This window comes from Cupriavidus nantongensis, from assembly GCF_041726985.1.
GTDB lineage: Bacteria > Pseudomonadota > Gammaproteobacteria > Burkholderiales > Burkholderiaceae > Cupriavidus > Cupriavidus nantongensis_A.
Map to the genome: position 1 here is coordinate 2,848,700 of NZ_CP168303.1, position 23,990 is coordinate 2,872,689.

At 66.9% G+C, this 23,990-nt stretch carries 22 protein-coding genes; 9 read left to right on the plus strand and 13 right to left on the minus strand.

Annotation, left to right across the window (positions count from 1 at the left end; all coding sequences use genetic code 11):
• Window positions 1-41: 41 nt before the first annotated feature.
• Complete coding sequence (dapB, locus tag ACEI37_RS24395) at window positions 42-839, minus strand: 4-hydroxy-tetrahydrodipicolinate reductase (RefSeq protein WP_373378501.1); 798 nt, start codon at window positions 837-839, stop codon at window positions 42-44.
• A 108-nt stretch (window positions 840-947) separates the two neighbouring features.
• Window positions 948-1,595: an outer membrane protein assembly factor BamE gene (locus tag ACEI37_RS24400; RefSeq protein WP_373378502.1), complete on the minus strand. Its 648-nt coding sequence runs from the start codon at window positions 1,593-1,595 to the stop codon at window positions 948-950.
• 245 nt (window positions 1,596-1,840) lie between these two features.
• On the opposite strand from ACEI37_RS24400, the gene fur reads away from it, so the two are divergent.
• Window positions 1,841-2,272, plus strand: coding sequence for a ferric iron uptake transcriptional regulator (fur, locus tag ACEI37_RS24405; RefSeq protein WP_012353845.1), 432 nt, complete (start codon window positions 1,841-1,843; stop codon window positions 2,270-2,272).
• A gap of 93 nt (window positions 2,273-2,365) precedes the next feature.
• On the opposite strand, the gene ACEI37_RS24410 is transcribed toward fur, so the two are convergent.
• The 3 genes from ACEI37_RS24410 to tkt form a co-directional block, all read right to left on the minus strand.
• Entirely contained in the window at window positions 2,366-3,361 is a 996-nt protein-coding gene (locus tag ACEI37_RS24410; protein WP_373378503.1) for a LysR family transcriptional regulator, read from the minus strand.
• Between the two features lie 372 nt (window positions 3,362-3,733).
• Window positions 3,734-4,732, minus strand: a complete 999-nt coding sequence (gene gap, locus ACEI37_RS24415) for a type I glyceraldehyde-3-phosphate dehydrogenase (RefSeq protein WP_062801710.1) — start codon at window positions 4,730-4,732, stop codon at window positions 3,734-3,736.
• Window positions 4,733-4,816: 84 nt separating this feature from the next.
• Window positions 4,817-6,850 carry a transketolase gene (gene tkt, locus ACEI37_RS24420; protein ID WP_373378504.1) on the minus strand — a complete coding sequence of 678 codons (2,034 nt, stop codon included), beginning with the start codon at window positions 6,848-6,850 and terminating at the stop codon, window positions 4,817-4,819.
• A 312-nt stretch (window positions 6,851-7,162) separates the two neighbouring features.
• Between tkt and ACEI37_RS24425 the strand changes: the two genes are divergently transcribed.
• The 3 genes from ACEI37_RS24425 to ACEI37_RS24435 are packed head-to-tail and all read left to right on the plus strand — an operon-like array spanning window position 7,163 to window position 9,042.
• Window positions 7,163-7,597 carry a VOC family protein gene (locus ACEI37_RS24425; RefSeq protein WP_373378505.1) on the plus strand — a complete coding sequence of 145 codons (435 nt, stop codon included), beginning with the start codon at window positions 7,163-7,165 and terminating at the stop codon, window positions 7,595-7,597.
• Window positions 7,597-8,358, plus strand: coding sequence for a 16S rRNA (uracil(1498)-N(3))-methyltransferase (locus ACEI37_RS24430; protein WP_373378506.1), 762 nt, complete (start codon window positions 7,597-7,599; stop codon window positions 8,356-8,358). The genes ACEI37_RS24425 and ACEI37_RS24430 overlap by 1 nt, the downstream gene beginning before the upstream one ends.
• Before the next feature lie 57 nt (window positions 8,359-8,415).
• Window positions 8,416-9,042 (plus strand): YidB family protein, encoded by a 627-nt coding sequence (locus tag ACEI37_RS24435; protein ID WP_373378507.1) that lies wholly within the window; start codon window positions 8,416-8,418, stop codon window positions 9,040-9,042.
• 82 nt (window positions 9,043-9,124) lie between these two features.
• Here the strand turns inward: ACEI37_RS24435 and ACEI37_RS24440 are convergent, their stop codons facing one another.
• The 3 genes from ACEI37_RS24440 to ACEI37_RS24450 all read right to left on the minus strand — a co-directional run bounded on the left by ACEI37_RS24440 (window position 9,125) and on the right by ACEI37_RS24450 (window position 12,810).
• On the minus strand, window positions 9,125-9,742 hold the full coding sequence (locus ACEI37_RS24440; protein ID WP_062801715.1) for a barstar family protein: 618 nt from the start codon (window positions 9,740-9,742) through the stop codon (window positions 9,125-9,127).
• Entirely contained in the window at window positions 9,739-10,110 is a 372-nt protein-coding gene (locus ACEI37_RS24445) for a ribonuclease domain-containing protein (protein ID WP_111519510.1), read from the minus strand. The genes ACEI37_RS24440 and ACEI37_RS24445 overlap by 4 nt, the downstream gene beginning before the upstream one ends.
• 378 nt (window positions 10,111-10,488) lie before the next feature.
• Window positions 10,489-12,810: an NADP-dependent malic enzyme gene (locus ACEI37_RS24450; RefSeq protein WP_373378508.1), complete on the minus strand. Its 2,322-nt coding sequence runs from the start codon at window positions 12,808-12,810 to the stop codon at window positions 10,489-10,491.
• A gap of 390 nt (window positions 12,811-13,200) precedes the next feature.
• On the opposite strand from ACEI37_RS24450, the gene thiL reads away from it, so the two are divergent.
• The 3 genes from thiL to ACEI37_RS24465 all read left to right on the plus strand — a co-directional run bounded on the left by thiL (window position 13,201) and on the right by ACEI37_RS24465 (window position 15,418).
• Window positions 13,201-14,181 (plus strand): thiamine-phosphate kinase, encoded by a 981-nt coding sequence (gene thiL, locus ACEI37_RS24455; RefSeq protein ID WP_373378509.1) that lies wholly within the window; start codon window positions 13,201-13,203, stop codon window positions 14,179-14,181.
• A 125-nt stretch (window positions 14,182-14,306) separates the two neighbouring features.
• A complete protein-coding gene (locus ACEI37_RS24460) occupies window positions 14,307-14,873 on the plus strand; it encodes a phosphatidylglycerophosphatase A (protein ID WP_373378510.1) in 567 nt (188 codons plus the stop codon).
• A gap of 47 nt (window positions 14,874-14,920) precedes the next feature.
• The gene (locus ACEI37_RS24465) at window positions 14,921-15,418 is read left to right on the plus strand and encodes a CinA family protein (RefSeq protein ID WP_373378511.1); all 498 of its coding nucleotides are present in this window, start codon (window positions 14,921-14,923) and stop codon (window positions 15,416-15,418) included.
• 75 nt (window positions 15,419-15,493) lie between these two features.
• On the opposite strand, the gene pyrF is transcribed toward ACEI37_RS24465, so the two are convergent.
• Window positions 15,494-16,312, minus strand: coding sequence for an orotidine-5'-phosphate decarboxylase (pyrF, locus tag ACEI37_RS24470; protein WP_373378512.1), 819 nt, complete (start codon window positions 16,310-16,312; stop codon window positions 15,494-15,496).
• A 218-nt stretch (window positions 16,313-16,530) separates the two neighbouring features.
• Between pyrF and ACEI37_RS24475 the strand changes: the two genes are divergently transcribed.
• Together ACEI37_RS24475 and corA are read left to right on the plus strand one after the other, a co-directional pair.
• Window positions 16,531-17,430, plus strand: a complete 900-nt coding sequence (locus ACEI37_RS24475; protein ID WP_111519170.1) for a DMT family transporter — start codon at window positions 16,531-16,533, stop codon at window positions 17,428-17,430.
• Window positions 17,431-17,984: 554 nt separating this feature from the next.
• Entirely contained in the window at window positions 17,985-18,947 is a 963-nt protein-coding gene (gene corA / locus ACEI37_RS24480) for a magnesium/cobalt transporter CorA (RefSeq protein ID WP_018006324.1), read from the plus strand.
• Between the two features lie 11 nt (window positions 18,948-18,958).
• On the opposite strand, the gene mtgA is transcribed toward corA, so the two are convergent.
• From mtgA to ACEI37_RS24500, 4 genes are all read right to left on the minus strand, one after another.
• Window positions 18,959-19,660, minus strand: coding sequence for a monofunctional biosynthetic peptidoglycan transglycosylase (mtgA, locus tag ACEI37_RS24485; RefSeq protein WP_373380311.1), 702 nt, complete (start codon window positions 19,658-19,660; stop codon window positions 18,959-18,961).
• An 86-nt stretch (window positions 19,661-19,746) separates the two neighbouring features.
• Window positions 19,747-20,634: a shikimate dehydrogenase gene (gene aroE, locus ACEI37_RS24490; protein ID WP_373378513.1), complete on the minus strand. Its 888-nt coding sequence runs from the start codon at window positions 20,632-20,634 to the stop codon at window positions 19,747-19,749.
• Window positions 20,634-21,566: an energy transducer TonB gene (locus tag ACEI37_RS24495; protein WP_373378514.1), complete on the minus strand. Its 933-nt coding sequence runs from the start codon at window positions 21,564-21,566 to the stop codon at window positions 20,634-20,636. The genes aroE and ACEI37_RS24495 overlap by 1 nt, the downstream gene beginning before the upstream one ends.
• A gap of 135 nt (window positions 21,567-21,701) precedes the next feature.
• A complete protein-coding gene (locus ACEI37_RS24500) occupies window positions 21,702-23,804 on the minus strand; it encodes a ribonuclease catalytic domain-containing protein (RefSeq protein ID WP_373378515.1) in 2,103 nt (700 codons plus the stop codon).
• Window positions 23,805-23,990 lie beyond the last annotated feature (186 nt).

The window sequence follows — 23,990 nt, forward strand, 5'->3', positions numbered from 1 at the left end:
GATTATAACCGTGGCGGCAGCGCTGGCCGCCCCGGGCGGCCTTACTTCAGGCCCAGCACGTCCTGCATGTCGAACAGCCCGGTCGGCTTGTCGGCCAGGAAACGAGCCGAGCGCACCGCGCCGTCGGCATACGACTGGCGGCTCGACGACTTGTGGCTGATCTCGATGCGCTCGCCGATGCCGGCGAACATCACGGTGTGGTCGCCGACGATATCGCCGCCGCGGATGGTGGCAAAGCCGATCGAACCGGGATCGCGCTCGCCGGTATGGCCTTCGCGGGCGAACACACCGCAGGTCTTCAGGTCGCGGCCCAGCGCATCGGCGATCACTTCGCCCATCTTCAGCGCGGTGCCCGACGGGGCGTCGACCTTGAAGCGGTGGTGGGCCTCGATCACCTCAATGTCATAGCCGGTCGACAGCAGCTTGGCCGCCACTTCCAGCAGCTTGAAGGTGGCATTGACGCCAACGCTGAAGTTGGCCGCAAAGACGATGCCGATCGATTTGGCGGCCTCGGCCAGCGCGGCCTTGCCGGCCTCGTCGAAGCCGGTGGTGCCTACCACCATCTTGACGCCCAGCTTCTTCGCCGCTTCCAGGTGCGCCAGCGTGCCTTCCGGACGGGTAAAGTCGATCAGGCAGTCCGCACCGGCCAGCCCGGCGTCGAGGTCCGCGGTGATCGCCACGCCGGTGTTGCGGCCCAGGAACAGTCCCGCATCCTGGCCCAGCGCCGGTGAGCCGGGCACGTCGAGCGCGCCCGACAGCTTCACGCCCTCGGTGTTCAGCACTTGTTCGATCAGCATGCGGCCCATGCGGCCCGATGCGCCTGCGATGGCGATGTTCATGGTGTCTGGCTCTGCGGAATATGCGCGGTGCGCGAAAGAGGAACGAGCCGGCCATGCCTGGCCGGCCCGGAAAACCGGCAGCGCGCCGAAGCCGGCGCGCGTGATCGATCAGTTGGTGGCAGGTTTGACCGCGTCGGCAGGCGCGGTGGCCTGGGCCGGAGCCGACGGCTCGGCGGCGGGCTGGGCCGCCTGCGCCGGTTGTGCGGACGCGCCGGACGCTTCCGGCTGCTGCGCCTGCCGCGGCACAAAGTTCTCGACCGTGGTCTGCTGCTCGGCCGGGGCCGGGGCCGCGGCTGCGCTGGTGGAGATCTTGCCCGGCGTCTGTTCCTTGAGCGCCTTCTTCATGCCGTCGATTTCTGCGATCAGCTCGTACTCGGACGGCAGTTCGTCGCCGCCAAACTTGACCAGGCGGTCGCCGTCGAAGAACACCGTGTAGCGGCGCTGCTGCACCACCGAGGTATTGCCGCGGCGGAACGAAAACACATAATCCCAGCGGTTGGCGTGGAACACATCGGTCAGCAGCGGCGTGCCGAGCAGGAACTTGACCTGGTCGCGGGTCATGCCTTCGCGCAGCTGCGAAGCGGCTTCGCGCGAGACGAAATTGCCCTGCACGATGTTGATCCGGTACGGCGTGATGGCGTTGGCTACCTTGCGCGAAGTGGAATCGTAGGCCGAGCAGGCGCCGGCCAGCAGGGCCGCGGCCAGCAGGGAGACAACCAGCGTCGGACGCATGGCGGACGAACGGATAGAACGCATGGATCTCGTTTCCGGAGGGAAAGAAAAGTAACGCGGCAGCGATCGGCTGCGCAGGCATAAAAATGGCGCAAAATGCGCCGATTGCACCACACGAGCGGATGGCATCTGCCGCCGCAACCACATGGGTCGGCAAGCTTGCCGGGCACGCGACGCCGACCTCTGGACATCGTCGGCACGAGCGACTTTTGCTGCCAAAACCCTTATGATTCAACTATCCAGACATTGTACTCTAGGGAGTCACCCACATGCCGAGTCCGGCGGACCTCAAGAATATCGGCCTGAAGGCGACCGTGCCCAGGCTGAAGATTCTTGAAATTTTTCAGACCAGCGAACAGCGTCACCTGAGCGCGGAAGACGTCTACCGCATCCTGCTCAACGAGCATATGGATATCGGCCTGGCCACCGTCTACCGCGTGCTGACCCAGTTCGAGCAGGCCGGCCTGCTGTCGCGCAACAACTTCGAGTCCGGCAAGGCCATTTTCGAGCTCAACGAAGGCAAGCACCACGATCACCTGGTGTGCCTGGATTGCGGGCGGGTCGAGGAATTCTTCGATTCCGAGATCGAGCAGCGCCAGCAAAGCATTGCGCGCGAGCGCGGCTTTACCCTGCAGGAGCACGCGTTGTCGCTGTACGGCAACTGCACTAAAACAAACTGTCCCCACAGACCCAAACGATAAGCAACCGCTCGCTCCCTTGCCGGAGCAAGCCCCCAACAAAAAACCGGCGCCAGGCGCCGGTTTTTTGTTGGGGGCTTGCTCTTGCCGCAGCGGTCAGCGCGCCTGCAGGTCCTGCAGGTCCTGCTCGCTCACCGCCCGGGCCGGGCGTGCCGGCGGCAAGCCGACGAACTCGCCCACCACCTGGCGGAACAGGCCACGCGCCCACACCAGCATCGGGTGGGTGTTGCGGCTGCGGTGCCAGAACATGTTCAGGCCGAGCGTGGTGTTCAGCTCCGCCGGCAGCGGGAAGGCCTTCAGGCCATAGGTTTCGCAGGCCATGTCCTTGGTCAGCGCATTGACGGTAAAGATCATGTCCGTCTGCGAGGCCAGTTCGGCCTGGGCGCGCCACGAATGCACCGTCAGCGAGGCGTTGCGCTTCAGGCCGCGCTGCTGCAGCGCGTAGTCGAGCGGGATCAGCGACGGCGCCGGGCGGCCGGAGCCACCGGAATGCGCCATGAAGATATGGCCGCAGTCCAGGTATTGCTCGAGCGTGCAGTGGCCTTTCAGCACCGGATGGTCCTTCCGCGCACACACCCACAGGTTCAGCGACGTCACCATTTCCTCGACGATTTCCGGATGGCGGGTCGGGAACGGCGAGAATGCCAGGTCGAGTTCATTGGCGCGCATCGACGCCACGTCGGTTTCCCACGAATGGGACTCGACCAGCTTGATATGCAGGTCCGGCGCCAGCGCCTTGATGCGCAGCACCAAACGGTTGAACACCGTATCGCCCAGTTCCGCGGCAAAGCCGATGCTCAGCGTGCCGGTTGCGGTGGCCGGATCGAAGTTGTCCGCGTCGCCCTCGTTGATGGACGACCACAGGTCCAGCATGTCGCGGATCTTCGGCCCCAGCTCGAGCGCGCGCGGCGTCGGCGTCAGCCCGTGCGGGACGCGGATAAAGAGTGGATCGTCAAAGATCTCGCGCAGCCTGCCCAGCGAATGCGAGACCGCCGGCGCGGTCATGTGCATCTTCTCAGCCACGTAGGTGGCATTACGCTTGCTCAGCAGCTCGGTGAAGATCACTAGAAGCTTTGTGTCTACGTTCACCATGATCAGGCCCCCGGTCAGATTTTTCACAGCTAAGATGGCCCCACCACTTGCACTGGCTGCACATCAGATTTCAACAGCGTCTTAATAGTGTAAGAGGAAAAATCAGGCTCGGAAAGCAAATTCGGCATTTCTGAAACGGCCACCCATGACATAACTCCAAAAAATTGCGCGATTTCGCGGCAATTGATCGTAGATGCGTACATTGGCCGCGGCTCAACCAGCACTTCGCCTCAACTTTCCTGTCCTTCGGCTTCCACTTTTATCATTCTTTTCTGACGCAACTATTTCAGTGGCGCCGGCAGACCAGCCATCCTGCCTGAAAAAAGAAAAACGCGCCCGTGGGCGCGTTTTCCTGGGCACGGAAGGCGCGGATTATTTAGCCACCACGCGGGCCATTTCCAGCACCTTGTTCGAGTAGCCCCACTCGTTGTCGTACCAGCTCACGACCTTGATGAAGGTGCCGTCCAGCGCGATGCCAGCTTCGGCGTCGAAGATCGAGGTGCGGGCATCGCCGCGGAAGTCGGTGGCAACAACCTTGTCTTCGGTATAGCCCAGCACGCCCTTCAGCGCGCCCTGGCTCTGGGCCTTCATCTCGGCGCAGATTTCTTCGTACGACGCCGACTTTTCCAGCTCGACGGTCAGGTCGACCACCGACACGTCGGAGGTCGGCACGCGGAACGACATGCCGGTCAGCTTCTTGTTCAGCTGCGGGATCACCACGCCCACGGCCTTGGCGGCGCCCGTCGACGACGGGATGATGTTTTCCAGGATGCCGCGGCCGCCGCGCCAGTCCTTGTTGGACGGGCCATCGACGGTCTTTTGCGTGGCGGTTGCGGCGTGCACGGTGGTCATCAGGCCGCGCTTGATGCCCCACTTGTCGTTCAGCACCTTGGCCACCGGGGCCAGGCAGTTGGTGGTGCAGCTGGCGTTGGAGATGATCGCCTCGCCCTTGTAGGTGTCGTGGTTGACGCCGTACACGAACATCGGGGTGTCGTCCTTGGACGGGGCCGACATGATCACCTTCTTGGCGCCCGCGTCGATGTGCTTCTGCGCGCCTTCCTTCGTCAGGAAGATGCCGGTCGACTCGACCACCACGTCGGCGCCGATTTCGCCCCACTTCAGCTCGGCCGGATCCTTGACAGCGGTCAGGCGGATCTTCTTGCCATTGACGACCAGGGTATTGCCGTCGACCGACACTTCGCCGTCAAAGCGGCCATGCACCGAGTCGTACTTCAGCATGTACGCCAGGTAGTCGGGCTCGAGCAGGTCGTTGATGCCAACGACTTCGATGTCCTTGAAGTTGGCGACGGCGGCGCGGAACACCATGCGCCCGATGCGGCCGAAGCCGTTGATGCCGATCTTGATGGTCATGACTGTCTCTCCTGAGGATCGATTGAAACCGGTGGGCGCCGCGTCTGCCGCGCGGCGCACCGCGCAGTTCCAGCGCCCGGATGCTTAGATAAGGGTGTCCTTCACCGTACGGACCACGTTCTCGACGGTAAAGCCGAAGTGCTTGAACAGCACGCCGGCCGGGGCCGATTCACCGAAGGTGTCGATGCCCACCACCGCCTGGACCTGATACTTCCACCAGAAATCCGTCACGCCCGCCTCGACCGCCACGCGCGGCACACCGGCCGGCAGCACGCTGGCCTTGTAGGCGGTGTCCTGCTTGTCGAACACGGTGGTCGCGGGGACCGACACCACGCGCACGTGCACGCCTTCGGCGGCCAGTGCATCGGCGGCGCCGACGGCCAGGCCCACTTCGGAGCCGGTCGCCAGGATCACGGCGTCCGGGCGGCCGGTCCTGGTGTTGACGCTGTCGCGCAGCACGTAGCCGCCGCGCGCGATATTGGCGCGCGTGGCGTCGTCGCGTTGCTGGAACGGCAGGTTCTGGCGGCTGAAGATCAGGCAGCTCGGGCCATTCTCGCGGCGGATCGCCTCGGCCCAGGCCACGGCGGTCTCGGTGGTGTCGGCGGTACGCCAGACGTCCATGTTAGGGATCAGGCGCAGGCTGGCGACGTGCTCGATCGACTGGTGGGTCGGGCCGTCTTCGCCCAGGCCGATCGAGTCATGGGTGAACACGAACAGCGAGCGGATCTTCATCAGCGCCGCCATGCGCAGCGCATTGCGGCTGTAGTCCGAGAACGTCAGGAAGGTCGCGCCGTAGGGGATGTAGCCGCCATGCAGCGCGATGCCGTTCATGATCGCGCTCATGCCGAATTCGCGCACGCCATAGTTGATATGGTTGCCCCAGGCATCGACGCGCACCGCCTTGCTGCCCGACCAGTTGGTCAGGTTCGAGCCGGTCAGGTCGGCCGAGCCGCCGAGGAACTCGGGCAGCACCGGGCCGAAGGCCTCGATGGTGTTCTGGCTGGCCTTGCGGGTGGCGATGGTCTCGGCCTTTTCCTCGCACTTGGCGATAAAGGCTTCGACGGCGGCGTCGAATGAGCCCGGCAGCTCGCCCTTCATGCGGCGGGTGAATTCGCCAGCTTCGTACGGGTGGCGCTCGGCATACGATTCGAACAGCGCGTTCCAGGCACGCTCCAGCGCCTGGCCATTGGCCTTGGCGTCCCAGGCGTCGTAGACCTCGGCCGGCACCTCGAACGGGGCGTGGGCCCAGCCCAGCGCCTCGCGCGTGGCCAGCACCTCGGCGCCGCCCAGCGGGGCGCCGTGCACGTCGTGGCCGCCTTCCTTGTTGGGCGCGCCCTTGCCGATCTTGGTGCGGCAGCAGATCAGGGTCGGCTTGTCGCTGGCCTTGGCCTGCGCGATGGCATTGTCGACCGCGACCACGTCGTGGCCGTCGATGCCACGGATCACGTTCCAGCCGTACGCTTCGAAGCGCTTCGGGGTGTCGTCGTTGAACCAGTGCACCACGTCGCCGTCGATCGAGATGCCGTTGTCATCCCACAGCGCAATCAGCTTGTTCAGCTTGAGCGTGCCGGCCAGCGAGCAGGCCTCGTGCGAGATGCCTTCCATCAGGCAGCCGTCGCCGAGGAACACATAGGTGTAGTGGTCGACGATGTCGAAGCCCGGGCGGTTGAATTCCTCGCCCAGCAGGCGTTCGGCCAGCGCCATGCCGACGGCGTTGGTGATGCCCTGGCCGAGCGGGCCGGTGGTGGTTTCCACGCCCGGGGTGATGCCGTATTCCGGGTGGCCGGCGGTCTTGCTGTGCAGCTGGCGGAAGTTCTTCAGCTCTTCGACCGGCAGGTCGTAGCCGGTCAGGTGCAGCAGCGCGTAGATCAGCATCGAGCCGTGGCCGTTGGACAGCACGAAGCGGTCGCGGTCGGCCCACTGCGGGTTGCTCGGGTTGTGCTTCAGGTGCCGGCCCCACAGCGCCACGGCGATGTCTGCCATGCCCATCGGCGCACCGGGGTGGCCGGAATTGGCCTGCTGGACGGCGTCCATGGCAAGCACGCGGATGGCGTCGGCCATCAGCTTGGCGGGCTGGGAAGCAAAGGGGCTTGTGGCGGGATGGGCAAGGGCGGACATGCGGGCGGATTCGGCGTGAGCCTTGGCGGCAGGAAAACCGCAATTTTAGCAGAAGCTAGGGGGTTTTCCGGACTCCCGACGCCCCCTCCGGCCGAGTCCGGGCGATCATCGCAGGCCGCCCGCACCGCCGCGTGCCGGCAATCGGAACTATCCGGGGCCCAGCATGCCTGATGCTTCACCCCGGCGCCCCGGCGAGGACATGGCGCGGACCGTGACGCGGCACTTCGACAGCGTAGCGCGGCACGCGTAAGATGCACTCTCGCACCGCGCGGCACGCCGCCGCGCCGGGTTTCCCGCAACCAGGAGACGATCATGACCAGACCGGCCAACACCCCCTGGCTCACCCCCTACCTGACCGTCGCCAACGGCCGCGCCGCGCTGGATTTCTATGGCCGCGCGTTCGGCTTCACTCCCGGCAACGTGGTCGACGAGAACGGCGTCCCGACCCACGCCGAGATGCACTACCAGGGCCAGCTGGTGGTGATGTTCGCGCCAGAGGGCGCGTGGGGCAGCACCGCGCGCACGCCGCGCTCGCTGGGCGTGGAATGCCCGCAAACCTTCTATGTCTATTGCGACGATGTCGACGCCATGCACCAGCGCGCGGTTGATGCCGGCGCGGTCAGCCTGATGGCGCCGGCAGACCAGTTCTGGGGCGACCGCTACTGCATGGTCGAGGATCCCGACGGCTACCGCTGGGGCTTCGGCAAGCCGCTGGCCCAGGCCAACCAGGCGGGCCAGGCAAGCTGATGGCGCCACGATTTTTTGTCGGCGGCGCAGACACCGTGCTCGCCGCCGAATCGGATTTCCCGCTGCCCGAACCGGTGGTGCGCCACGCGCAGGTGCTGCGCCTGGCGCCGGGCGACGCCATCACCCTGTTCGACGGCCGCGGCGGCAGCCACGCCGCCACGCTGGTCGAACTGGGCAAGCGCCACGCGCTGGCGCGCATCGGCGCGCATGACGCTGCCGAGGCGGAGCCGCCCTTCCGCGTCACGCTGGCACAGGGGCTGGCCGGCGGCGACAAGATGGACTGGCTGATCGAGAAAGCCGTCGAACTCGGCGTCGCGGCGATCCAGCCGCTGCAGGCCAGCCGCTCGGTGGTGCGCCTGTCCGGCGAGCGCGCGCACAAGCGCCAGGCGCACTGGCAGGCGCTGGTCCAGGCCGCCTGCGAGCAATGCGGCCGAAATCGTTTGCCGGCGGTGGCGGAGGTCACTAACTTGGATACGTGGCTGGCACGCGCAGACCGGTCCGGCAACGGTGGCACCAGGCTGCTGGTGTCGCCGCGGGCCGCGCAAGCGCTGCCGGCGCTGGTGGCGGAGCGGCGCGAGGCGCTGCTGGCCGATGGCGTCACCTTGCTGATCGGCCCGGAAGGCGGCCTGGCCCCCGAAGAAGAACAGGCCGCGCTGCAGGCCGGTTTCACCGGCGTGTCGCTCGGCCCGCGCATCCTGCGCACGGAAACCGCCGGGCTGGCGTGCCTGGCAACCTTTAACGCCTTGCTGGGCGGATTCTGACGACAGGGCCACCCCGGCCCAGTGTCACCTTGCAACCCTGACTGAAAGGAGTCGACCATGGGACTACTCGATAGCGTGCTGGGCGGTGTGCTCGGACAGCTCGGCGGCGCGCGCGGAGAGAACGGCCAGGGCGGCCAGGCCGGCGGGCTCGACCCCAAGCTGATGATGGCGCTCGGCCTGCTGGCAACGCTGGCCATGCGCAGCCGCGCGCAAGGCGGCGATGCCGCCGGCGGCGCGGCCGCAGCCGATGATGGCCTGGGCGGGTTGGGCAGCCTCGGCGGGCTGCTGGGCGGCATGCTCGGCGGCAGCGCCGGCACCGCCCCGGGCGGCGCCACCGGTGGCCTCGACCTGGGCTCGCTGCTCGGCGGCCTGCTGGGCGGCCAGGGCGGTGCGCCCGCCAACAGCCAGGCGCTGGGCGCTGCCGCCGGCGGCATCGGCGCGCTGCAGCAGATCCTGGCCCAGGCCGGGCTGGGCGAACAGGTCAACTCATGGATCGGCAGCGGCGCCAACCAGCCGGTCACGCCGTCGGCGCTGAGCGATGCGCTGAACGACACCGGCGCGCTGCAGTCGCTGGCCCAGAGCACCGGCATGTCGCAGGACGACGTGGCGGCGCAGCTGAGCGAAGGCCTGCCGGAGCTGATCGACCGGCTCACGCCGCATGGCCACCTGCCGGCGCAGGAATAAGCGCGGCGCCTGCCCCAACAAGCAAAAAGCCCGCATCAGCGGGCTTTTTGTCTAGTATGCCGTGAAACGGCAGTCTGCGCGGTCAGGCGAACGAATAGAACACCCGGAACTGCACCTTGCGCTCGCCCCAGAACTCGGCGGCATCGCGGAACACGTCGAGCAGCACCTCGCGCGCTTCCTTGTCGAACTTCTGCGCGATCGGCAGGCCCTCCAGCACGATCACGAAACCCGGCTGCGGGCCGGCCTTGTAGATCATGTCGGTCAGGCAGTCGGCGAGCGCGTCGAAATTCTTGCCGAAATGCTTGGGGAAGGTGAACGAGGTGGCGATGGTTTCCAGGATCTCCGCCTTGCTCGCGCAATGCGCGCAATTGGCATAGAGGAAATGCTGGCCGAGATCGGCCGCCGCCTGCGCAAGTTCCGGCACGCGGAAAGCGCGGATCGACTGGACGATGTTCGGACGCACCGTCTTGAACAGGTTCATGGCTCCCTCGCTGGTGCCGTCGTTCCAACCGGGACCGGCGGGCATGGCCACGGGCGCGGTCGCGGGCGGGAGTTTTTGCATGAGCTCGTGGCTCGGCATCATCAGCACGTTGTCGTATAGGTTCTGGGCCTGCTGCTGAGCCCGCTGCCAGCCATCTCCGGCGCCGCGCTCTTCGCGGGCGGCAAGGGCGTCGCCCAATCCGAAAATGTCAGTCATCATTTGAGTATCCGTTTGAAGCTGTTGTAGTGGTCTTCCGTGTAGTAACAATCGTTGGCAGCGCGCTGTTCCCCGCCGCAGACGATCCGCTTGGCTCCCCGGTTCCGGCTCCTGGCGCTCTTGACCGTGTATTCGCGGTAATAACCGCGTTCTCTTAGCGGCAGGATGCGCTCGTAGTTGCCGAATCGCGAGCCGTCCTTGTCATACGGGAACGGGCCGCCGGCTTCGATGCGCTCCAGGGTCTGCCGCGCTTCGTTGGGCAACTGCTGCACTGCAATGGTTCCCAGCCCTTCGGTCTGCGCCTGGCGCGCCAGCGTCGGTTGCGCCAGGGCCAGCACCAGCGCCGCGCCGGTCAGGGACCGGGCCAGCATGCGCGTTGCGTGCCGCATCGGAGAAACTTGGAAACCCACGTTGCTTGTCTTGGTTGAACCGGAAATCGAGCCTGCCGCTGGTTGGGTAGACGATCTGTCCGGGCCACCCTGGCCTGCCCCTCTGCGCTGCGTGAAGCGTCGCGCGAGGAATGCCGGCCGCACCGGGGCGCTCATGGCAAGCGCCTGTATCAAAGGCGTAAGGTTACGCGCATGCACGCAATTAATCAATCCCGGCACTGTTGCAGCGCAATTTCTTCAATTGTTTCAATATGTTAAGCGTATGTGTGCGCATACTAACCACGACCGCGAGGGAATAAAAAAAGCCGGGCGAACCCGGCTTTTCGTCACCTTGGCCCGTTCCGGGCCTGGCCAATTGGCTTAGCGCTTGGCTGCGGCGTCGACCACCACCAGCGACGTCATGTTGACGATGCGGCGCACCGTCGCCGACGGCGTCAGGATGTGGACCGGGGCCTTAACGCCCAGCAGGATCGGCCCGATCGCGACGTTGTTGCCCGCGGCAACCTTGAGCAGGTTGTACGAGATATTGGCCGCGTCGATATTCGGGCACACCAGCAGGTTGGCTTCGCCCTTGAGCGTGCCGTCCGGCACCAGCTGGTCGCGCAGCTTCTGGTCGAGCGCGCAGTCGCCGTGCATTTCGCCGTCGATCTCCAGCTCCGGCGCCTGCTCACGCAGGATGGCCAGGGTTTCGCGCATCTTGCGCGCCGACGGCGCTTCGGACGAGCCGAAGTTCGAATGCGACAGCAGGCCGACCTTGGGTTCGATGCCGAAGCGCTTCAGCTCTTCAGCGGCCATCAGCGTGATCGCGGCCAGTTCCTCGGCGCTCGGATCGACGTTGACGTGGGTGTCCACCAGGAAAATCTGACGGCCCGGCAGCACCAGCCCGTTCATCGCCGCATAGACCTTGTTGGTGCCGCCCAGCACCTGGTCGATATAGCGCAGGTGCGCCGCGGTGTTGCTGACGGTGCCGCAGATCATGCCGTCGGCCTCGCCCTTGTGCACCAGCATCGCGCCGATCAGCGTGGTGCGGCGGCGCATTTCCAGCTTGGCGTACTGCGGCGTGATGCCCTGGCGAGCCATCATGCGGTAGTAGGCGTCGGAATAGTCGCGGAAGCGCTCGTCGTGCTCCGGGTTGACCACGGTGAAGTCCACGCCGGCGCGCAGGCGCAGGCCGAAGCGCTCGATGCGGTGCTGCAGCACGGCGGGGCGGCCGATCAGGATCGGGTTGGCCAGCTTTTCGTCGACGATCACCTGCACCGCGCGCAGCACGCGCTCTTCCTCGCCCTCGGCGAAGACGATGCGCTTCTTCTCCATTTCGACCTTGCGCGCGGCGGCGTAGATCGGCTTCATCACCGTGCCGGAGTGGTACACGAACTGCTGCAGCTGCAGGCGGTACGCGTCCATGTCCTCGATCGGGCGCGCGGCCACGCCGGACTTCATCGCGGCTTCGGCCACGGCCGGCGCCACCTTGACGATCAGGCGCGGATCGAACGGCTTCGGGATCAGGTATTCGGGACCGAAGGACAGGTCCTGGATGCCGTAGGCAGTGGCGACGATATCGCTCTGCTCCTGGCGCGCCAGTTCGGCCAGCGCATTGGCCGCGGCGATCTCCATCTCACGCGTGATGGTGGTGGCGCCGCAGTCCAGCGCGCCGCGGAAGATGAACGGGAAGCACAGGACGTTGTTAACCTGGTTCGGATAGTCGGTACGGCCGGTGGCCATCACCGCGTCCGGACGCACTTCCTTGACCAGTTCCGGCGAGATTTCCGGGTTCGGGTTGGCCAGCGCCAGCACCAGCGGCTTGTCGGCCATGCGCTGGACCATGTCCTGCTTCAGCACGCCCGCCGCGGACAGTCCGAGGAAGATGTCGGCGCCGTCGATCACTTCGCCCAGCTTGCGCTTGTCGGTCTTTTGCGAGAAGCGCGCCTTTTCCGGGTCCATCAGCTCGGTACGGCCTTCATAGACCACGCCGGCCAGGTCGGTCACCCAGATGTTCTCGATCGGCAGGCCGATGTCGACCAGCAGGTCCAGGCAGGCCAGCGCGGCCGCGCCGGCGCCGGAGGCCACCAGCTTGACCTTGGCGATATCCTTGCCGACCACTTTCAGGCCGTTGATGATGGCCGCGGCCACCACGATGGCGGTGCCGTGCTGGTCGTCGTGGAAGACGGGGATCTTCATCTTCTCGCGCAGCTTGCGCTCGACGTAGAAGCACTCCGGTGCCTTGATGTCTTCCAGGTTGATGCCGCCGAAGGTGGGCTCGAGCGCGGCGATGATCTGGACCAGCTTTTCCGGGTCCTTCTCGTCGATTTCGATATCGAACACGTCGATACCGGCAAACTTCTTGAACAGCCCGCCCTTGCCTTCCATCACCGGCTTGGAGGCCGCGGCGCCAATGTCGCCCAGGCCCAGCACGGCGGTGCCGTTGGTGATCACCGCGACCAGGTTGCCGCGCGCGGTGTAGCGGAACGAGTTGGCCGGATCGGAAACGATTTCTTCACAGGCGGCGGCAACGCCAGGCGAATACGCCAGGGCCAGGTCGCGCTGGTTCGACAGCGGCTTGGTCGGCGTGACCGAGATTTTGCCGGGGGTGGGAAACTCGTGATACTCGAGCGCCGCTTTGCGCAGCGCCTCGCGCTGCTGCTGTTTCAGATCGTCTTGGGACGGGGACTGTGGGCTGGTCATCGGCGCATCTTCCAATCGGTGGAGCCGTCATTGACAAGGCGGGGACGATCGGCGGACCGGCTCCACGCGTCCGCCCTTCTCTTCCTTTGGAACCCAGCATTTTATATAGTGAAAAACTATTTCACAATAAGCGTTTTGCTTGGGGCACCTTTGCGATTCGGTACAATATGCCCCATCCTTCGGGGCAATACCAGCAAGCGTAGCGTGCGCGCGCCGAAGCAGCGCAGCGCATGGCAGTCATGGCTGTGATGCGCGGCAGTATCTTGCTGAAACGCTGGATGCGCCCCATGCTGACGCCGCGTGCCCGCTCCGGGATCTGCCGGCAAACGCCGGCAATCTTCCTGGAAAACCGCCGTCACCCATCCGCCCGCACCGGGCAGCCGCTCGACAATGCCTCACGCCCAGCCCGCCCAGCTTTCCGAATTCGACCTGATCCGCCGCTACTTCACGCGGCCGGTGCGCAAGGCCGCGCTCGGCGTGGGCGATGACTGCGCGCTGATCGAGGGCCGTCCCGGCCATCATCTCGCCATCAGCACCGACATGCTGGTCAGCGGCCGGCATTTCTTCCCGGACGTGGCGCCGCGCGCGCTGGGCCACAAGGCACTGGCGGTGAACCTGTCGGACCTCGCCGCCATGGGTGCCGAGCCGCGCGCCTTCACGCTGGCGCTGGCCTTGCCGGAGGCCGAGCCCGAATGGCTGGCCGACCTGGCCGGCGGCATGCTGGCGCTGGCTGACGAACATGGCTGCGAACTGGTGGGGGGCGACACCACGCGTGGTCCGCTGACGCTGTCGCTGACGGTATTCGGCGACGTGCCGCTGCGCGCGGCGCTGCGCCGCGACGCCGCGCGCCCCGGCGACGACATCTGGATCTCCGGCACCCTCGGCGACGCCCGGCTGGCGCTGGGCGATTGCCGCGGCGAATGGCTGCTGCCAGAACCCGAATTCAGCCAGGTCCGGCCGCGCATGGACACACCCACGCCGCGCGTGGCGCTGGGCATGGCCTTGCGCGGCGTGGCGCATGCCGCACTGGATATCTCCGACGGTCTGGTGGGCGACCTCGGCCATATCCTGGCGCGTTCGCAGGTGGGCGCGCTGGTCGATGTCGATGCCCTGCCCCGCTCGGCAGTGCTGGCCGGCCAGCCCGATGCCATCCAGCGCGAGTGCGTGCTGGCCGGCGGCGACGACTATGAACTGTGCTTCACCGCGCCGGCCGGCCACGGCGACGCCATTGCAGCCATCAGCGAGCGGCTGGCGCTGCCGCTGACGCGCGTCGGCGCGATCACGCCCGAGCCGGGCCTGCGGCTGGTCGACCGCGCCGGCAACCCGACCCGCTACGAGGGCGCCAGCTTCGACCATTTCGCTGCCCCCTGACACCGGGTCACAGGCATGTCATGATGCCGGCATCGGCGCCTGCGCGGGCACGGGAGTCCCGCACGCATTGCAGCGCAAGCCGGCCATAACCATAAGCCGTATCCGCTTCACACGAGCCAACTTTGATGTCCACCTTCCCTCCCGGGGCCGCGCCGCGCGACCCCGCCCTGACCCTGGAAGCCGGCCAGACCGTCAAGGTCACGCGCCCGAGCGCGCGCTTCATGCTGGCGCATCCGGCCCACCTGATCGCCTTCGGCTTCGGCTCGGGCCTGTCACCGGTCGGTCCCGGCACCGTCGGCACGCTCTACGCCTGGCTCTCGTTCGTGGTGATTTCACTGTGGATCGAGCCCGCCACCTGGCTGTGGATCATCGCCGGCGGCTTCGTGCTGGGCCTGTGGGCATGCGCCCGCACCGCGCGCGACATGGGCGTGCATGACCACGGCAGCATGGTCTGGGACGAGATCGTGGCGTTCTGGCTGGTGCTGGCCTTTGTCATGCCGACCGGTTTCTGGGGCCAGTTCGCCGCGTTCCTGTGGTTCCGGCTGTTCGATATCGCCAAGCCGGCGCCGATCGGCCACTATGACCGCAGCTTGAAGGGCCCGGGCCTGCGCGGCGGCTTCGGCGTGATGTTCGACGACATTTTCGCGGCGTTCTACACGCTGCTGGTGTTTGCCCTGTGGCGCTCGTTCTGAGCGGCGAACGCCAAACTGATTCCTCCAAAACAACCCCTGCACCCATCATGTCCGTCAGCCGCCTGCTCGACCAGCTCGCCATCCAGGCCGGCGTCGCCCTAGCCGACAAATCCCTGATGCTGGCCACCGCCGAATCCTGCACCGGCGGCCTGGTCGCTGCCGCCATTACCGACGTGTCGGGCTCGTCGGGCTGGTTCGAGCGCGGCTTCGTCACGTATTCCAATGAGGCCAAGTCGACCATGCTGGGCGTGCCGGCCAAGCTGATCCGCGATCACGGCGCGGTCAGCGAAGAGGTCGCGCGTGCGATGGCGGAAGGGGCGCTGCTGAACAGCCGCGCACAAGTGTCACTGTCGATCACCGGGGTCGCCGGCCCCAACGGCGGCACCCCGGACAAGCCCGTGGGCATGGTGTGCTTTGGCTGGAGCAACCGCATCACCACCATCGTCGAGACCCAGCGCTTTCCCGGCGACCGCGCGCAAATCCGGCGGCAGGCGGCCGAGCACGCGATGCGCGGCTTGGTGGAGCTGCTGCGCAACGAGGCCTGAAGACCCTGCCGCCGCAAGCCGCTCAAACGAAAAACCGCGCCAGCAGGCGCGGTTTTTTTGTCCCGCGCGCGGCGGTCAGCCGTGGCGGTAGCGGTTGATGGTCTCGCGCGTCTGCAGCGCGACGTTGCGCGCCGCCGCGGCGAAGTCTTTCTCGCGGCTGGCGTAGAGGATGGCGCGCGACGAATTGATCATCATGCCGGTGCCGTCGGCGGTGCGCCCGGCCTTCACCGTGGCTTCGATGTCGCCGCCCTGGGCGCCGATGCCGGGGATCAGCAGCGGCATGTCACCGACGATCTGGCGCACCCGCGCGATTTCGTTGGGGAAGGTCGCGCCGACCACCAGGCCCATCTGGCCGGTGGTGTTCCAGCGCTCGCGCGCGGCCTCGGCCACCAGCTGGTACAGCGGCTTGCCGTCGATCTGCAGGAACTGCACGTCGGAACCGCCCGGGTTGGAGGTGCGGCACAGCACGATCACACCGCGGCCCGGGTAGGCGAGATACGGCTGCATCGAGTCGAAGCCCATGTACGGGCTGACCGTGACCGCATCGGCCTGGTAGCGCTCGAAGGCTTCCAGCGCATAGTGCTCGGCGGTCGAGCCGATGTCGCCACGCTTGGCGTCGAGGATCACCGGGATGCCGGGGTGGGCGTCGTGGATATAGTGGATCAGCTGCTCGAGCTGGTCTTCGGCGCGCTGCGAATGGAAGTAGGCGATCTGCGGCTTGAAGGCGCAGACCAGGTCGGCGGTGGCGTCGACGATCTCGCGGCAGAACGAGAAGATGGCGCCGCCGGCCCCGGTCAGTGACAGGGGAAGCTTGTGCGGGTCAGGATCGAGCCCGACGCACAGGAGGGAATCGTTGCGCTGCCAGGCGGCAGCAAGCTGCTCGGTGAAAGTCATGGGTACTCGGAATGTCCTGGTGGCGCCGGCGTCTCATCGTGAGGCCGATCCTGGTCGATCCTGGCCGATGGACTCGGCCGGCGCGGTTGGCCGCAGCGGCGTGAAAACCTTTCATCCCTGCAGCATATGTCGCTTTCGGCAATTTTACCCGCTGCGTGCTATCGTTTTGCGCTTCGTCTCAAAACAATGCGCGGCATCCCGCACAGCCGCGTCCCGTCATGTCTCTCGATCGCCGTGGTCTCTTCCTGCTTGTGGTGCTGACGCTCGCCTGGGGCATCAACTGGCCCATCATGAAGGTGGGCGTGGCGCATTTCCCGGCGATGGGCTTCCGCCTGCTGTGCATGGCCGGCGGGCTGGTGGCGCTGGGGCTGGCGCTGCGGCTGCGCGGCGATTCTCTGGCGGTGCCCCGGCGCGAATGGGGCACGGTATTGCGGCTGGCGCTGCCCAACATGGTGATCTGGCACCTGCTGGCGATCTGCGCGGTCAAGATGCTGTCGTCGGGCCGCGCCGCGATCCTCGGCTACACCATGCCGATCTGGGCGGTGGTCTGGGGCCTGGTGTTCTTCCGCGAGCGCATCGGCGCATGGGCCTGGCTGGGCATCGGCTGCGCGCTGGCGGGCACGGTGCTGCTGCTGTCCGGCGAGCTCGCCGCGCTGACCGGCAGCCCCGCCGGCACGCTGCTGATGCTGGTGGCCGCGGCCGGCTGGGGCTTCGGCACCCAGCTGATGAAGCGCACCCAGACCGACGTGCCGATCGGCGCCATGACCTTCTGGATGCTGGCGGTGACGCTGCCCTTCCTGGCGCTGGGCTCGCTGCTGCTGGAAGATGGCTGGCGCATGCCCACCGCCATCGAATGGGCCGCGATCGCCTACAACGCGGTGGTGGTCTTCGCCTTCTGCCACCTGGTCTGGTTCGGGCTGGCGCGCAGCCTGCCGCCGGTGGTGTCGAGCCTGTCGATCATGTTTATCCCGGTGGTCGGCGTGTTCTCCGGAATGTGGATGCTGGGCGAGCAGCCGCACTGGCAGGACTACGCGGCGATCGTGCTGATGTTTCTGGCGCTGTCCTCGGTGATGCTGGCGCCGCTGCTGTGGCGCCGGCTGCGCGGCGTGGCCGGCTGACGCCCGCGGTACGTGCCGGGTCGCGAGGCGGCAACGGCGCGCGCCCGTCGCGGAGATTTCACTTAACAAGCCACCCTTCGTTGGGCTACACTCGCGGCCATCACAATCCCGGAGAAATTACGTGGGCAGTAGCATCGGGTGTTCGAGTTGGCGCGGCAACGCTGCGACCTCTGCGAATGCCATGTCACTGCGGGCTGCGTAACGACGACCCGCCCGGAGCACCCGGCTCCGCGCTTCGTCGGCCTTGCCCGCAGTCAGAACTGCGGGCGAGTGTCTTTCCGTGCCACTGGCGGCGCCTCCATGCGCGCCCACCGTGGCGGATCTTCCCTCTCCCGGCTAGCCAGCCAACCCAGGCAAACGCCATCGCCTTGTCCGCCTGCCCCGCGCAGCCGCGGGACAGCGCGATCACGCTTGCCCGTGGCCCGGCCTTGCGCGGCATGCCGCGCGGCCATGACGGGGCATGACGCAATACCTGGGAATGCGGCGAGCCGCCTGCGCTTGTCTTCGCGCTTGTCTTTGTTTTTCGTCGCAATCAGCAATAAGGAATCCCGGGGATGATCAACCTGTTCGTCCTGCAAAAAGGCCGGCTTGCCCAGGAGCAGGTCGACGAGCGCAATGAGCTGCTGCAGCACAAGCCGATCTGGATCGATGTCGTCAATCCCGACGACGAGGAACTGAACTGGATCAAGGAAGCCTATGGCGTCGCCCTTCCTGAACTGGAAGACCTGGGCGACCTGGAAGCGTCCGCGCGTTATTTCGAGGGCGAGGACGAGAATATCCATATCCGCACCGACTTCCTGCTCGATGAGGAAGAGGTGTCGCGCAACGTGCGCGTCGCCTTCGTGCTGACCAAGGACGTGCTGTTCTCCATCCACGACGAAGACCTGCCGGTGTTCCGGCTGGTGCGGCTGCGCGCGCGCATGCGCCCGGGCTCTGTGCGCAACGCCAAGGACGTACTGATGGACCTGTACGCGACCGACGCGGAATACTCGGCCGACTCGATCGAGGAGATCTACGAACGCCTGGAAGAAGCCAGCCGCCGCGTGCTGGCGGAGAACGTGACCGATGCCGCCGCGGCCGACGTGCTGGAAACGATCGCGCGCGAGGAGGATCTGAACGGGCGCATCCGCCGCAACGTGATGGACACGCGCCGCGCGGTGTCGTTCCTGATGCGCAGCCAGCTGTTGTCGGCCGAGCAGCAGGACGAGGCGCGCCAGATCCTGCGCGACATCGACTCGATCGAGAACCACACCGCGTTCCTGTTCGACAAGATCAACTTCCTGATGGATGCCACCGTCGGTTTCATCAACATCAACCAGAACAAGATCATCAAGCTGTTCTCGGTGGTGTCGGTGGCGCTGATGCCGCCCACGCTGATCGCCAGCATCTACGGCATGAACTTCAAGTTCATGCCCGAACTGGACTGGGGGGCCGGATATCCGTGGGCGATTGCGCTGATGGCAGTGTCGGCGGCGATCCCGCTGGTGTATTTCCGCAGGAAGGGATGGCTGAGCTGAGGCCGGCGGCTTCAGTCGGGCAGCGTTGCAGCCCCCATTCGCCGCGCGATGATGCCCGCCTTGGCGCGGAAGTTCACGCGCACATTGGCGCAGTACTCTTTCTTGTCGAAGCACTTGGGCGCCGGCAGCGCCGCCGCCAGGCGCGCTGACTGGCCCACGCTGAGCTTGTCGGCGCTGGTGCGGAAGTAGTGCTGCGCCGCGGCCTGCGCGCCGAACACGCCCTCGCCCCACTCCACCGAATTCAGATAGATCTCGTAGATGCGCTGCTTGTCGAGCCAGAACTCCAGCATCCACGTGATCGCCAGCTCCTGCCCCTTGCGCAGGTAATGCTGCTCCGATGACAGGAACAGGTTCTTGGCCAGTTGCTGCGTGATGGTCGATGCGCCGCGCACGATGCGGCCGCGCTTCTTGTTGCGCTCCCAGGCATCGAGCATGGCGTCGAGTTCGTAGCCGGGATGGTTGACGAAGCCCGCATCCTCGCTTGCGATCACCGCGCGCTTGAGGTTGCGCGAGATGCGCTCATACGGCACCCAGTCACGTTCCAGACCGCAGCTCCAAATGTTGAAGCCGCACAGCCGCCAGCGCTCGGCTCGCATGAAGGTCGTGCTCGACGGATTGACATACTGCCAGCTGGCAATCTGCACGAAGAAATACAACTGCATCGCCAGCACGCCTGCGACCATGCAGCCCAGCAGGTAGCCGAGCCAGCGCACCGGATTCAGTACCGATCCGGCGGAAGCAGCGCCGCGGGCAGCGCTGGCCGTGCGATTGCGGATGGCCACGGCTGGCGGCGTCCCGGTCAGCCCTTGCGTTCGGCCTGCAGCGCGGCGCGCAGCTCGGCCAGCACGGGCGCGGTGCGGGGCCGCACGCCGCGCCAGATATAGAAGGCCTCGGCGGCCTGCTCGACCAGCATGCCGAGGCCGTCGCTGACGCGCGCGCCGCAGCGCGCGGCGAACTGCAGGAACACGGTAGGCTCGGCGCCGTACATCATGTCGTAGGCCAGCACGCCCTGGCCCAGCAGAAACTCCGGCACCGGCGGCACTTCGCCCTGCAGGCTGCTGGACGAGGCATTGATCACCACGTCGACGGCCTCGTCCTCGGACAGGCCCTCGAGCGCATCGAGGCCGCCGCCCCACAGCTCGACGCCATACTGGTCGGCCGCCTCGACAAATTCTTCGAGCATGTCGCTGGCGCGCGACGCGGTGCGGTTGGCCACCACGATGCGCGAGGGCCGGCATTCGATCAGCGGCAGCATCGCGCCCATGGCCGCGCCACCGGCGCCCAGCAGCAGCACGCGCTTGCCCTCGATCAGCGTGTCGAGGTTGTCCTGGATATCGCGCACCAGGCCGATGCCGTCGGTGTTGTCGCCATGGATCAAGCCCTCTTCGATCCACAGCGTGTTGACCGCGCCGGCGGCCTCGGCGCGCTCGGTCAGGCGGTCGGCAAGGTCATAGGCCTCCAGCTTGAACGGCACGGTCACGTTGCAGCCGTAGCCACCGTCGGCAAAGAAACGGCGCACGGTGTCGGCAAACCCGTCCAGCGGCGACTCCAGGCGGTCATATTGCACTGCCTCGCCGGTCTGGCGCGCGAAGGCGGCGTGGATCGCCGGCGAGCGGCTGTGCGCGACCGGGTTGCCGATCACCACATAGCGGTCGGCGCTGGCTTGGGAAGAGTCAGTGGATGTCATCAGCGTGCCTGCAGGCGTGTTTCCAGCCCGCTGCGCGAAAACTTGAAAGTGGATATGACTTCGAGGATGTCCTGGCGCGCCGACATCTCCGCGGTAAAGGCGCCGAACGGCGCGGCCGCACGGACGATTGCCACCGCCTGGCGGTCCAGCGCGGGATCGCCCGAGCTCTTGACCACGTCGATGGCATCGATGTTGTAGCCATCGCGGTTATAGCCCAGCTTGCCCTGCCGGTTGACGTTGATCACCAGGATCAGCTGGCCGTAGAGCGGCTTGCCGTTGCGTTGCGGGAAATCCGTGGTGCCGCGCGCCTCGATCTTGCGGCGCAGCCGGTCGTAGTACTGCGCGTAGTCAACCGCCTGCGCGCTGGTGGCGGTCAGCTGGAAACGCTTGGGTCGCTTGGCGTAGTGCTCCAGGTTGCGGCCGATCTCGGCTTCCAGCCTGGCCATCTCGTCGGCCGAGGTGCGCTCGTCCTGGCCGCGCTGCGGCGTGTCCTGGCGCTTCTCGCCGGGCTTGAGCGGCTGGTTGCGCACCGCCGGCGCGGCCTCGCGCGCCTGGGTCAGCAGGCGCTGCTGCTCCTGCTCCAGCTGCTCGACCCGGCGCTGCACCTGGCGCACCAGCTCGCCCTCCTGCGTCAGGGTCTGCGCCGGCAGCGGCGTGGTGGCGCGCTGCCGGTCATGATCGCCGCCACCATCGAGGTTGGCCTGGGCCAGGGCGGTCGGGTTGCGCGGTTTCTGCGCGGACTTGGCATTGACCAGCACCACGTCGAGCGCGGCATCGCTGCGCTTGATCTCGAACACTTCCGGCGCGGCCACCCGCACCATCAGCAGCAGCGCGTGCACGGCCACGGAAATGGCCAGCGCCCGGGCCAGCATACTGCTGTGGTGCCACCTGGCATGCCACCAGGGGCGGGAAGCGGCAAGAGTGGCGTTCACGATGGATGGATGAAGGCTCGGGAGACAACCGCGGCGGCACCGGCCGGTGCCGGCGGCAGAGCGGGCCTGCAGGCCCGCGGGTCGGGACCAGACCCGACCCGCATTGTAAGGGAGCCCCGCGGATTTCCGAAGGCTTCAGCCGGCCGCCGGGGTGCCGGTGTCGCGCTCGCCCGACGCCTCGCCGGCGGCGTCGCGGCCCGCTTCGGCCGGCTGCTGCTCCGGCACGCCCGCGGCGTGCTCGGCGGCTTCCTCGGCCGCCGCCTCCGCTGCGGCTTCGGCGGACATTTCAGCGGCTTCCTCGTCGCTTTCCAGCTCTTCCTCGGGGACTTCGCCTTCACCGGCGAAGATCTCGAGCACCCGGCACGAGACCTCCAGCGTGATCTCGTCGGTCTCGCCGATCTCCAGCAGCACCTGGGTGCCGCGCTGCGCCTGCACCAGTTCGGGCACGCGCGTGACCAGCGGGATCTCGGTGAAGCGCACCGCGCCTTCCTTCAGCACCGAGGCCACCATGCGCTCGCGGTTTTCCTGCTTGAGCCAGCGCAGGCACCAGTAGCGCTCCATGGTCGACTGGTGGTCGGCATAGGCGGCGTAGGTGCCTTCGAAGTCGGCTACCGCGGCCAGCAGGTCGGCGTCCTTGGGCTTGAACGGCGCCACCAGCTTGGCGGTCACCCCGTGCTGGGCCACCGCCAGGATCTGCCACTGGTTGACGAGGTCGACATAGCGGCGCAGCGGCGAGGTGCTCCATGCGTACTGCGCCACGCCCAGGCCTTCGTGCGGCGCCGGGTAGGTCTGCATGCGCGTGCGGTGCATGCCCCATGCCTTTTGCGTGCGGTAGATGCCGGGCACGCCATGGTCCGCCAGCAGCTTGCCCCAGGTGCTGTTGGCCAGGATCATCATCTCGGCCACGATCTTGTCCAGCGGCGAGCCGCGCTTGCGCTGCTCGATGCGCACCCGCTGGCTGCCATCGGCCTGGTCGTCGAGATAGAAGTTGAAGTCGGCGCGGTTGTGCGTCTCCGGGCGCAGGCCGCTCGCCAGGCGCGCCTTCTGGCGCTCGTCGTACAGGTAGCCGGCAAAGTGCCACAGCCGGGTCAGCTCCTCGCGGAACGCGTAGTCGCCCGTGCCCTGGGCGAGCGAGGCCTCGGTGATGACATCGTCGAGCAGGTTGTGGCGCAGGTTGGCGGCGATCGGCACCATCTCGGCGCGGGTCTCGCTGCCGGTGATCAGCCACACCGACGGGTCCACCGTCACGTACAGCGACAGCGCCGGGCAAACCCGGCCTTCCTGCAGCGTGTAGCGTTCGACCACCGGGTCCGGCAGCATGGTGATCTTGTCGCCCGGGAAGTAGACCGTCGACAGGCGCTGGCGCGCGATCGCGTCGAGCGGCTCGCCGCGGCGGATGCCCAGCGCCGGCGCGGCGATATGGATGCCGATGCGCAGCTTGCCGTCGGGCAGTTGCGTCACCGACAGCGCGTCGTCGATCTCGGTGGTGGTGACGTCGTCGATCGAGAACGCCTCGACCTCGGCCAGCGGCAGGTCGGCGGGCGGCTCGGGCACGTCGGCATCGGGGAAGCCGGTGCCCTTGGGGAAGCACTCGGCGAGGAACTTGGCCTCGTGCAGCGCGCGCGCGCTGGCGACGCCGCCGGCGGCCACCATCAGCCGCATCGGCGACATGCCGAGCGCGGTGCAGGCGGCGTCCATGGCCTTGTATTCGAGGCTGTTCTTGTCCGGCTTGAACAGCAGCTGCAGCACCTTGTTGCGGAACGATTCCGGCAGCGTCAGCGCCTTCAGCTGGTCTTCATATTCAGCCTGCACCAGCGCCTGCTGGCGCTTGCGCTCGAGCGCGGCCAGCGCGGCCTTGAGCTGGTCTTCGGGCGCGCGCTGGTAGCGGCCGCGCCCCTTGCGGCGGAAGTACACCGGATTGCCGTGCAGCGCCATCGCCAGCGCCGCCTGCTGCACCGCGCCGGCATCGGCGCCGTAGTATTCGGCGGCCAGCTCGGCAAAGCCGAACTCGGCCTCGGGCGCGCATTCCCACAGGAAGTCCAGGTCGATCTCGGCCACCAGCTCGCTGGTCTGGCGCACCAGCTCGGGCGCCGACGGCTGCGCGAACTGCAGCAGCACGTCGCGCGACTTGACCTTGGTGCGCTTGCCGGCCGGCAGCTCCACCTGGTAAGCCTCGCCCTGCTGGTTCAGCACGGTGCCGGCGCGGATCTCGCCGCCTTCTTCGAACAGCAACTGCATCGATCGGTACTTTCAACTATGCGCGGAACCGCGCCGGGCGGCCTGGTGGCCAGCGCTGGAGCGGATCCTGTGGGAGAAATGGGCCACCGCGGGTGTCACCGCGCACCCGGACATCAACGCGTGCGAACGGGAACGAGTGCGGGGCGAGGCCCTGTCTGCAGCCTGTCGGCGGCCTGCCGGTGACTA

Excerpts from the sequence above, each read along its gene's own strand:
- ACEI37_RS24460 (WP_373378510.1), top strand. The coding sequence starts at position 14,307 with ATGTCCACCTTCCCTCCCGGGGCCGCGCCGCGCGACCCCGCCCTGACC.
- ACEI37_RS24440 (WP_062801715.1), bottom strand. The coding sequence starts at position 9,742 with ATGATGACTGACATTTTCGGATTGGGCGACGCCCTTGCCGCCCGCGAA.
- ACEI37_RS24475 (WP_111519170.1), top strand. The coding sequence starts at position 16,531 with ATGTCTCTCGATCGCCGTGGTCTCTTCCTGCTTGTGGTGCTGACGCTC.
- pyrF (WP_373378512.1), bottom strand. The coding sequence starts at position 16,312 with ATGACTTTCACCGAGCAGCTTGCTGCCGCCTGGCAGCGCAACGATTCC.
- thiL (WP_373378509.1), top strand. The coding sequence starts at position 13,201 with ATGCCTCACGCCCAGCCCGCCCAGCTTTCCGAATTCGACCTGATCCGC.
- ACEI37_RS24445 (WP_111519510.1), bottom strand. The coding sequence starts at position 10,110 with ATGCTGGCCCGGTCCCTGACCGGCGCGGCGCTGGTGCTGGCCCTGGCG.
- corA (WP_018006324.1), top strand. The coding sequence starts at position 17,985 with ATGATCAACCTGTTCGTCCTGCAAAAAGGCCGGCTTGCCCAGGAGCAG.
- tkt (WP_373378504.1), bottom strand. The coding sequence starts at position 6,850 with ATGTCCGCCCTTGCCCATCCCGCCACAAGCCCCTTTGCTTCCCAGCCC.
- gap (WP_062801710.1), bottom strand. The coding sequence starts at position 4,732 with ATGACCATCAAGATCGGCATCAACGGCTTCGGCCGCATCGGGCGCATG.
- dapB (WP_373378501.1), bottom strand. The coding sequence starts at position 839 with ATGAACATCGCCATCGCAGGCGCATCGGGCCGCATGGGCCGCATGCTG.
- ACEI37_RS24500 (WP_373378515.1), bottom strand. The coding sequence starts at position 23,804 with ATGCAGTTGCTGTTCGAAGAAGGCGGCGAGATCCGCGCCGGCACCGTG.
- ACEI37_RS24410 (WP_373378503.1), bottom strand. The coding sequence starts at position 3,361 with ATGGTGAACGTAGACACAAAGCTTCTAGTGATCTTCACCGAGCTGCTG.
- ACEI37_RS24400 (WP_373378502.1), bottom strand. The coding sequence starts at position 1,595 with ATGCGTTCTATCCGTTCGTCCGCCATGCGTCCGACGCTGGTTGTCTCC.
- ACEI37_RS24450 (WP_373378508.1), bottom strand. The coding sequence starts at position 12,810 with ATGACCAGCCCACAGTCCCCGTCCCAAGACGATCTGAAACAGCAGCAG.
- ACEI37_RS24465 (WP_373378511.1), top strand. The coding sequence starts at position 14,921 with ATGTCCGTCAGCCGCCTGCTCGACCAGCTCGCCATCCAGGCCGGCGTC.
- ACEI37_RS24425 (WP_373378505.1), top strand. The coding sequence starts at position 7,163 with ATGACCAGACCGGCCAACACCCCCTGGCTCACCCCCTACCTGACCGTC.
- fur (WP_012353845.1), top strand. The coding sequence starts at position 1,841 with ATGCCGAGTCCGGCGGACCTCAAGAATATCGGCCTGAAGGCGACCGTG.
- aroE (WP_373378513.1), bottom strand. The coding sequence starts at position 20,634 with ATGACATCCACTGACTCTTCCCAAGCCAGCGCCGACCGCTATGTGGTG.
- ACEI37_RS24430 (WP_373378506.1), top strand. The coding sequence starts at position 7,597 with ATGGCGCCACGATTTTTTGTCGGCGGCGCAGACACCGTGCTCGCCGCC.
- ACEI37_RS24435 (WP_373378507.1), top strand. The coding sequence starts at position 8,416 with ATGGGACTACTCGATAGCGTGCTGGGCGGTGTGCTCGGACAGCTCGGC.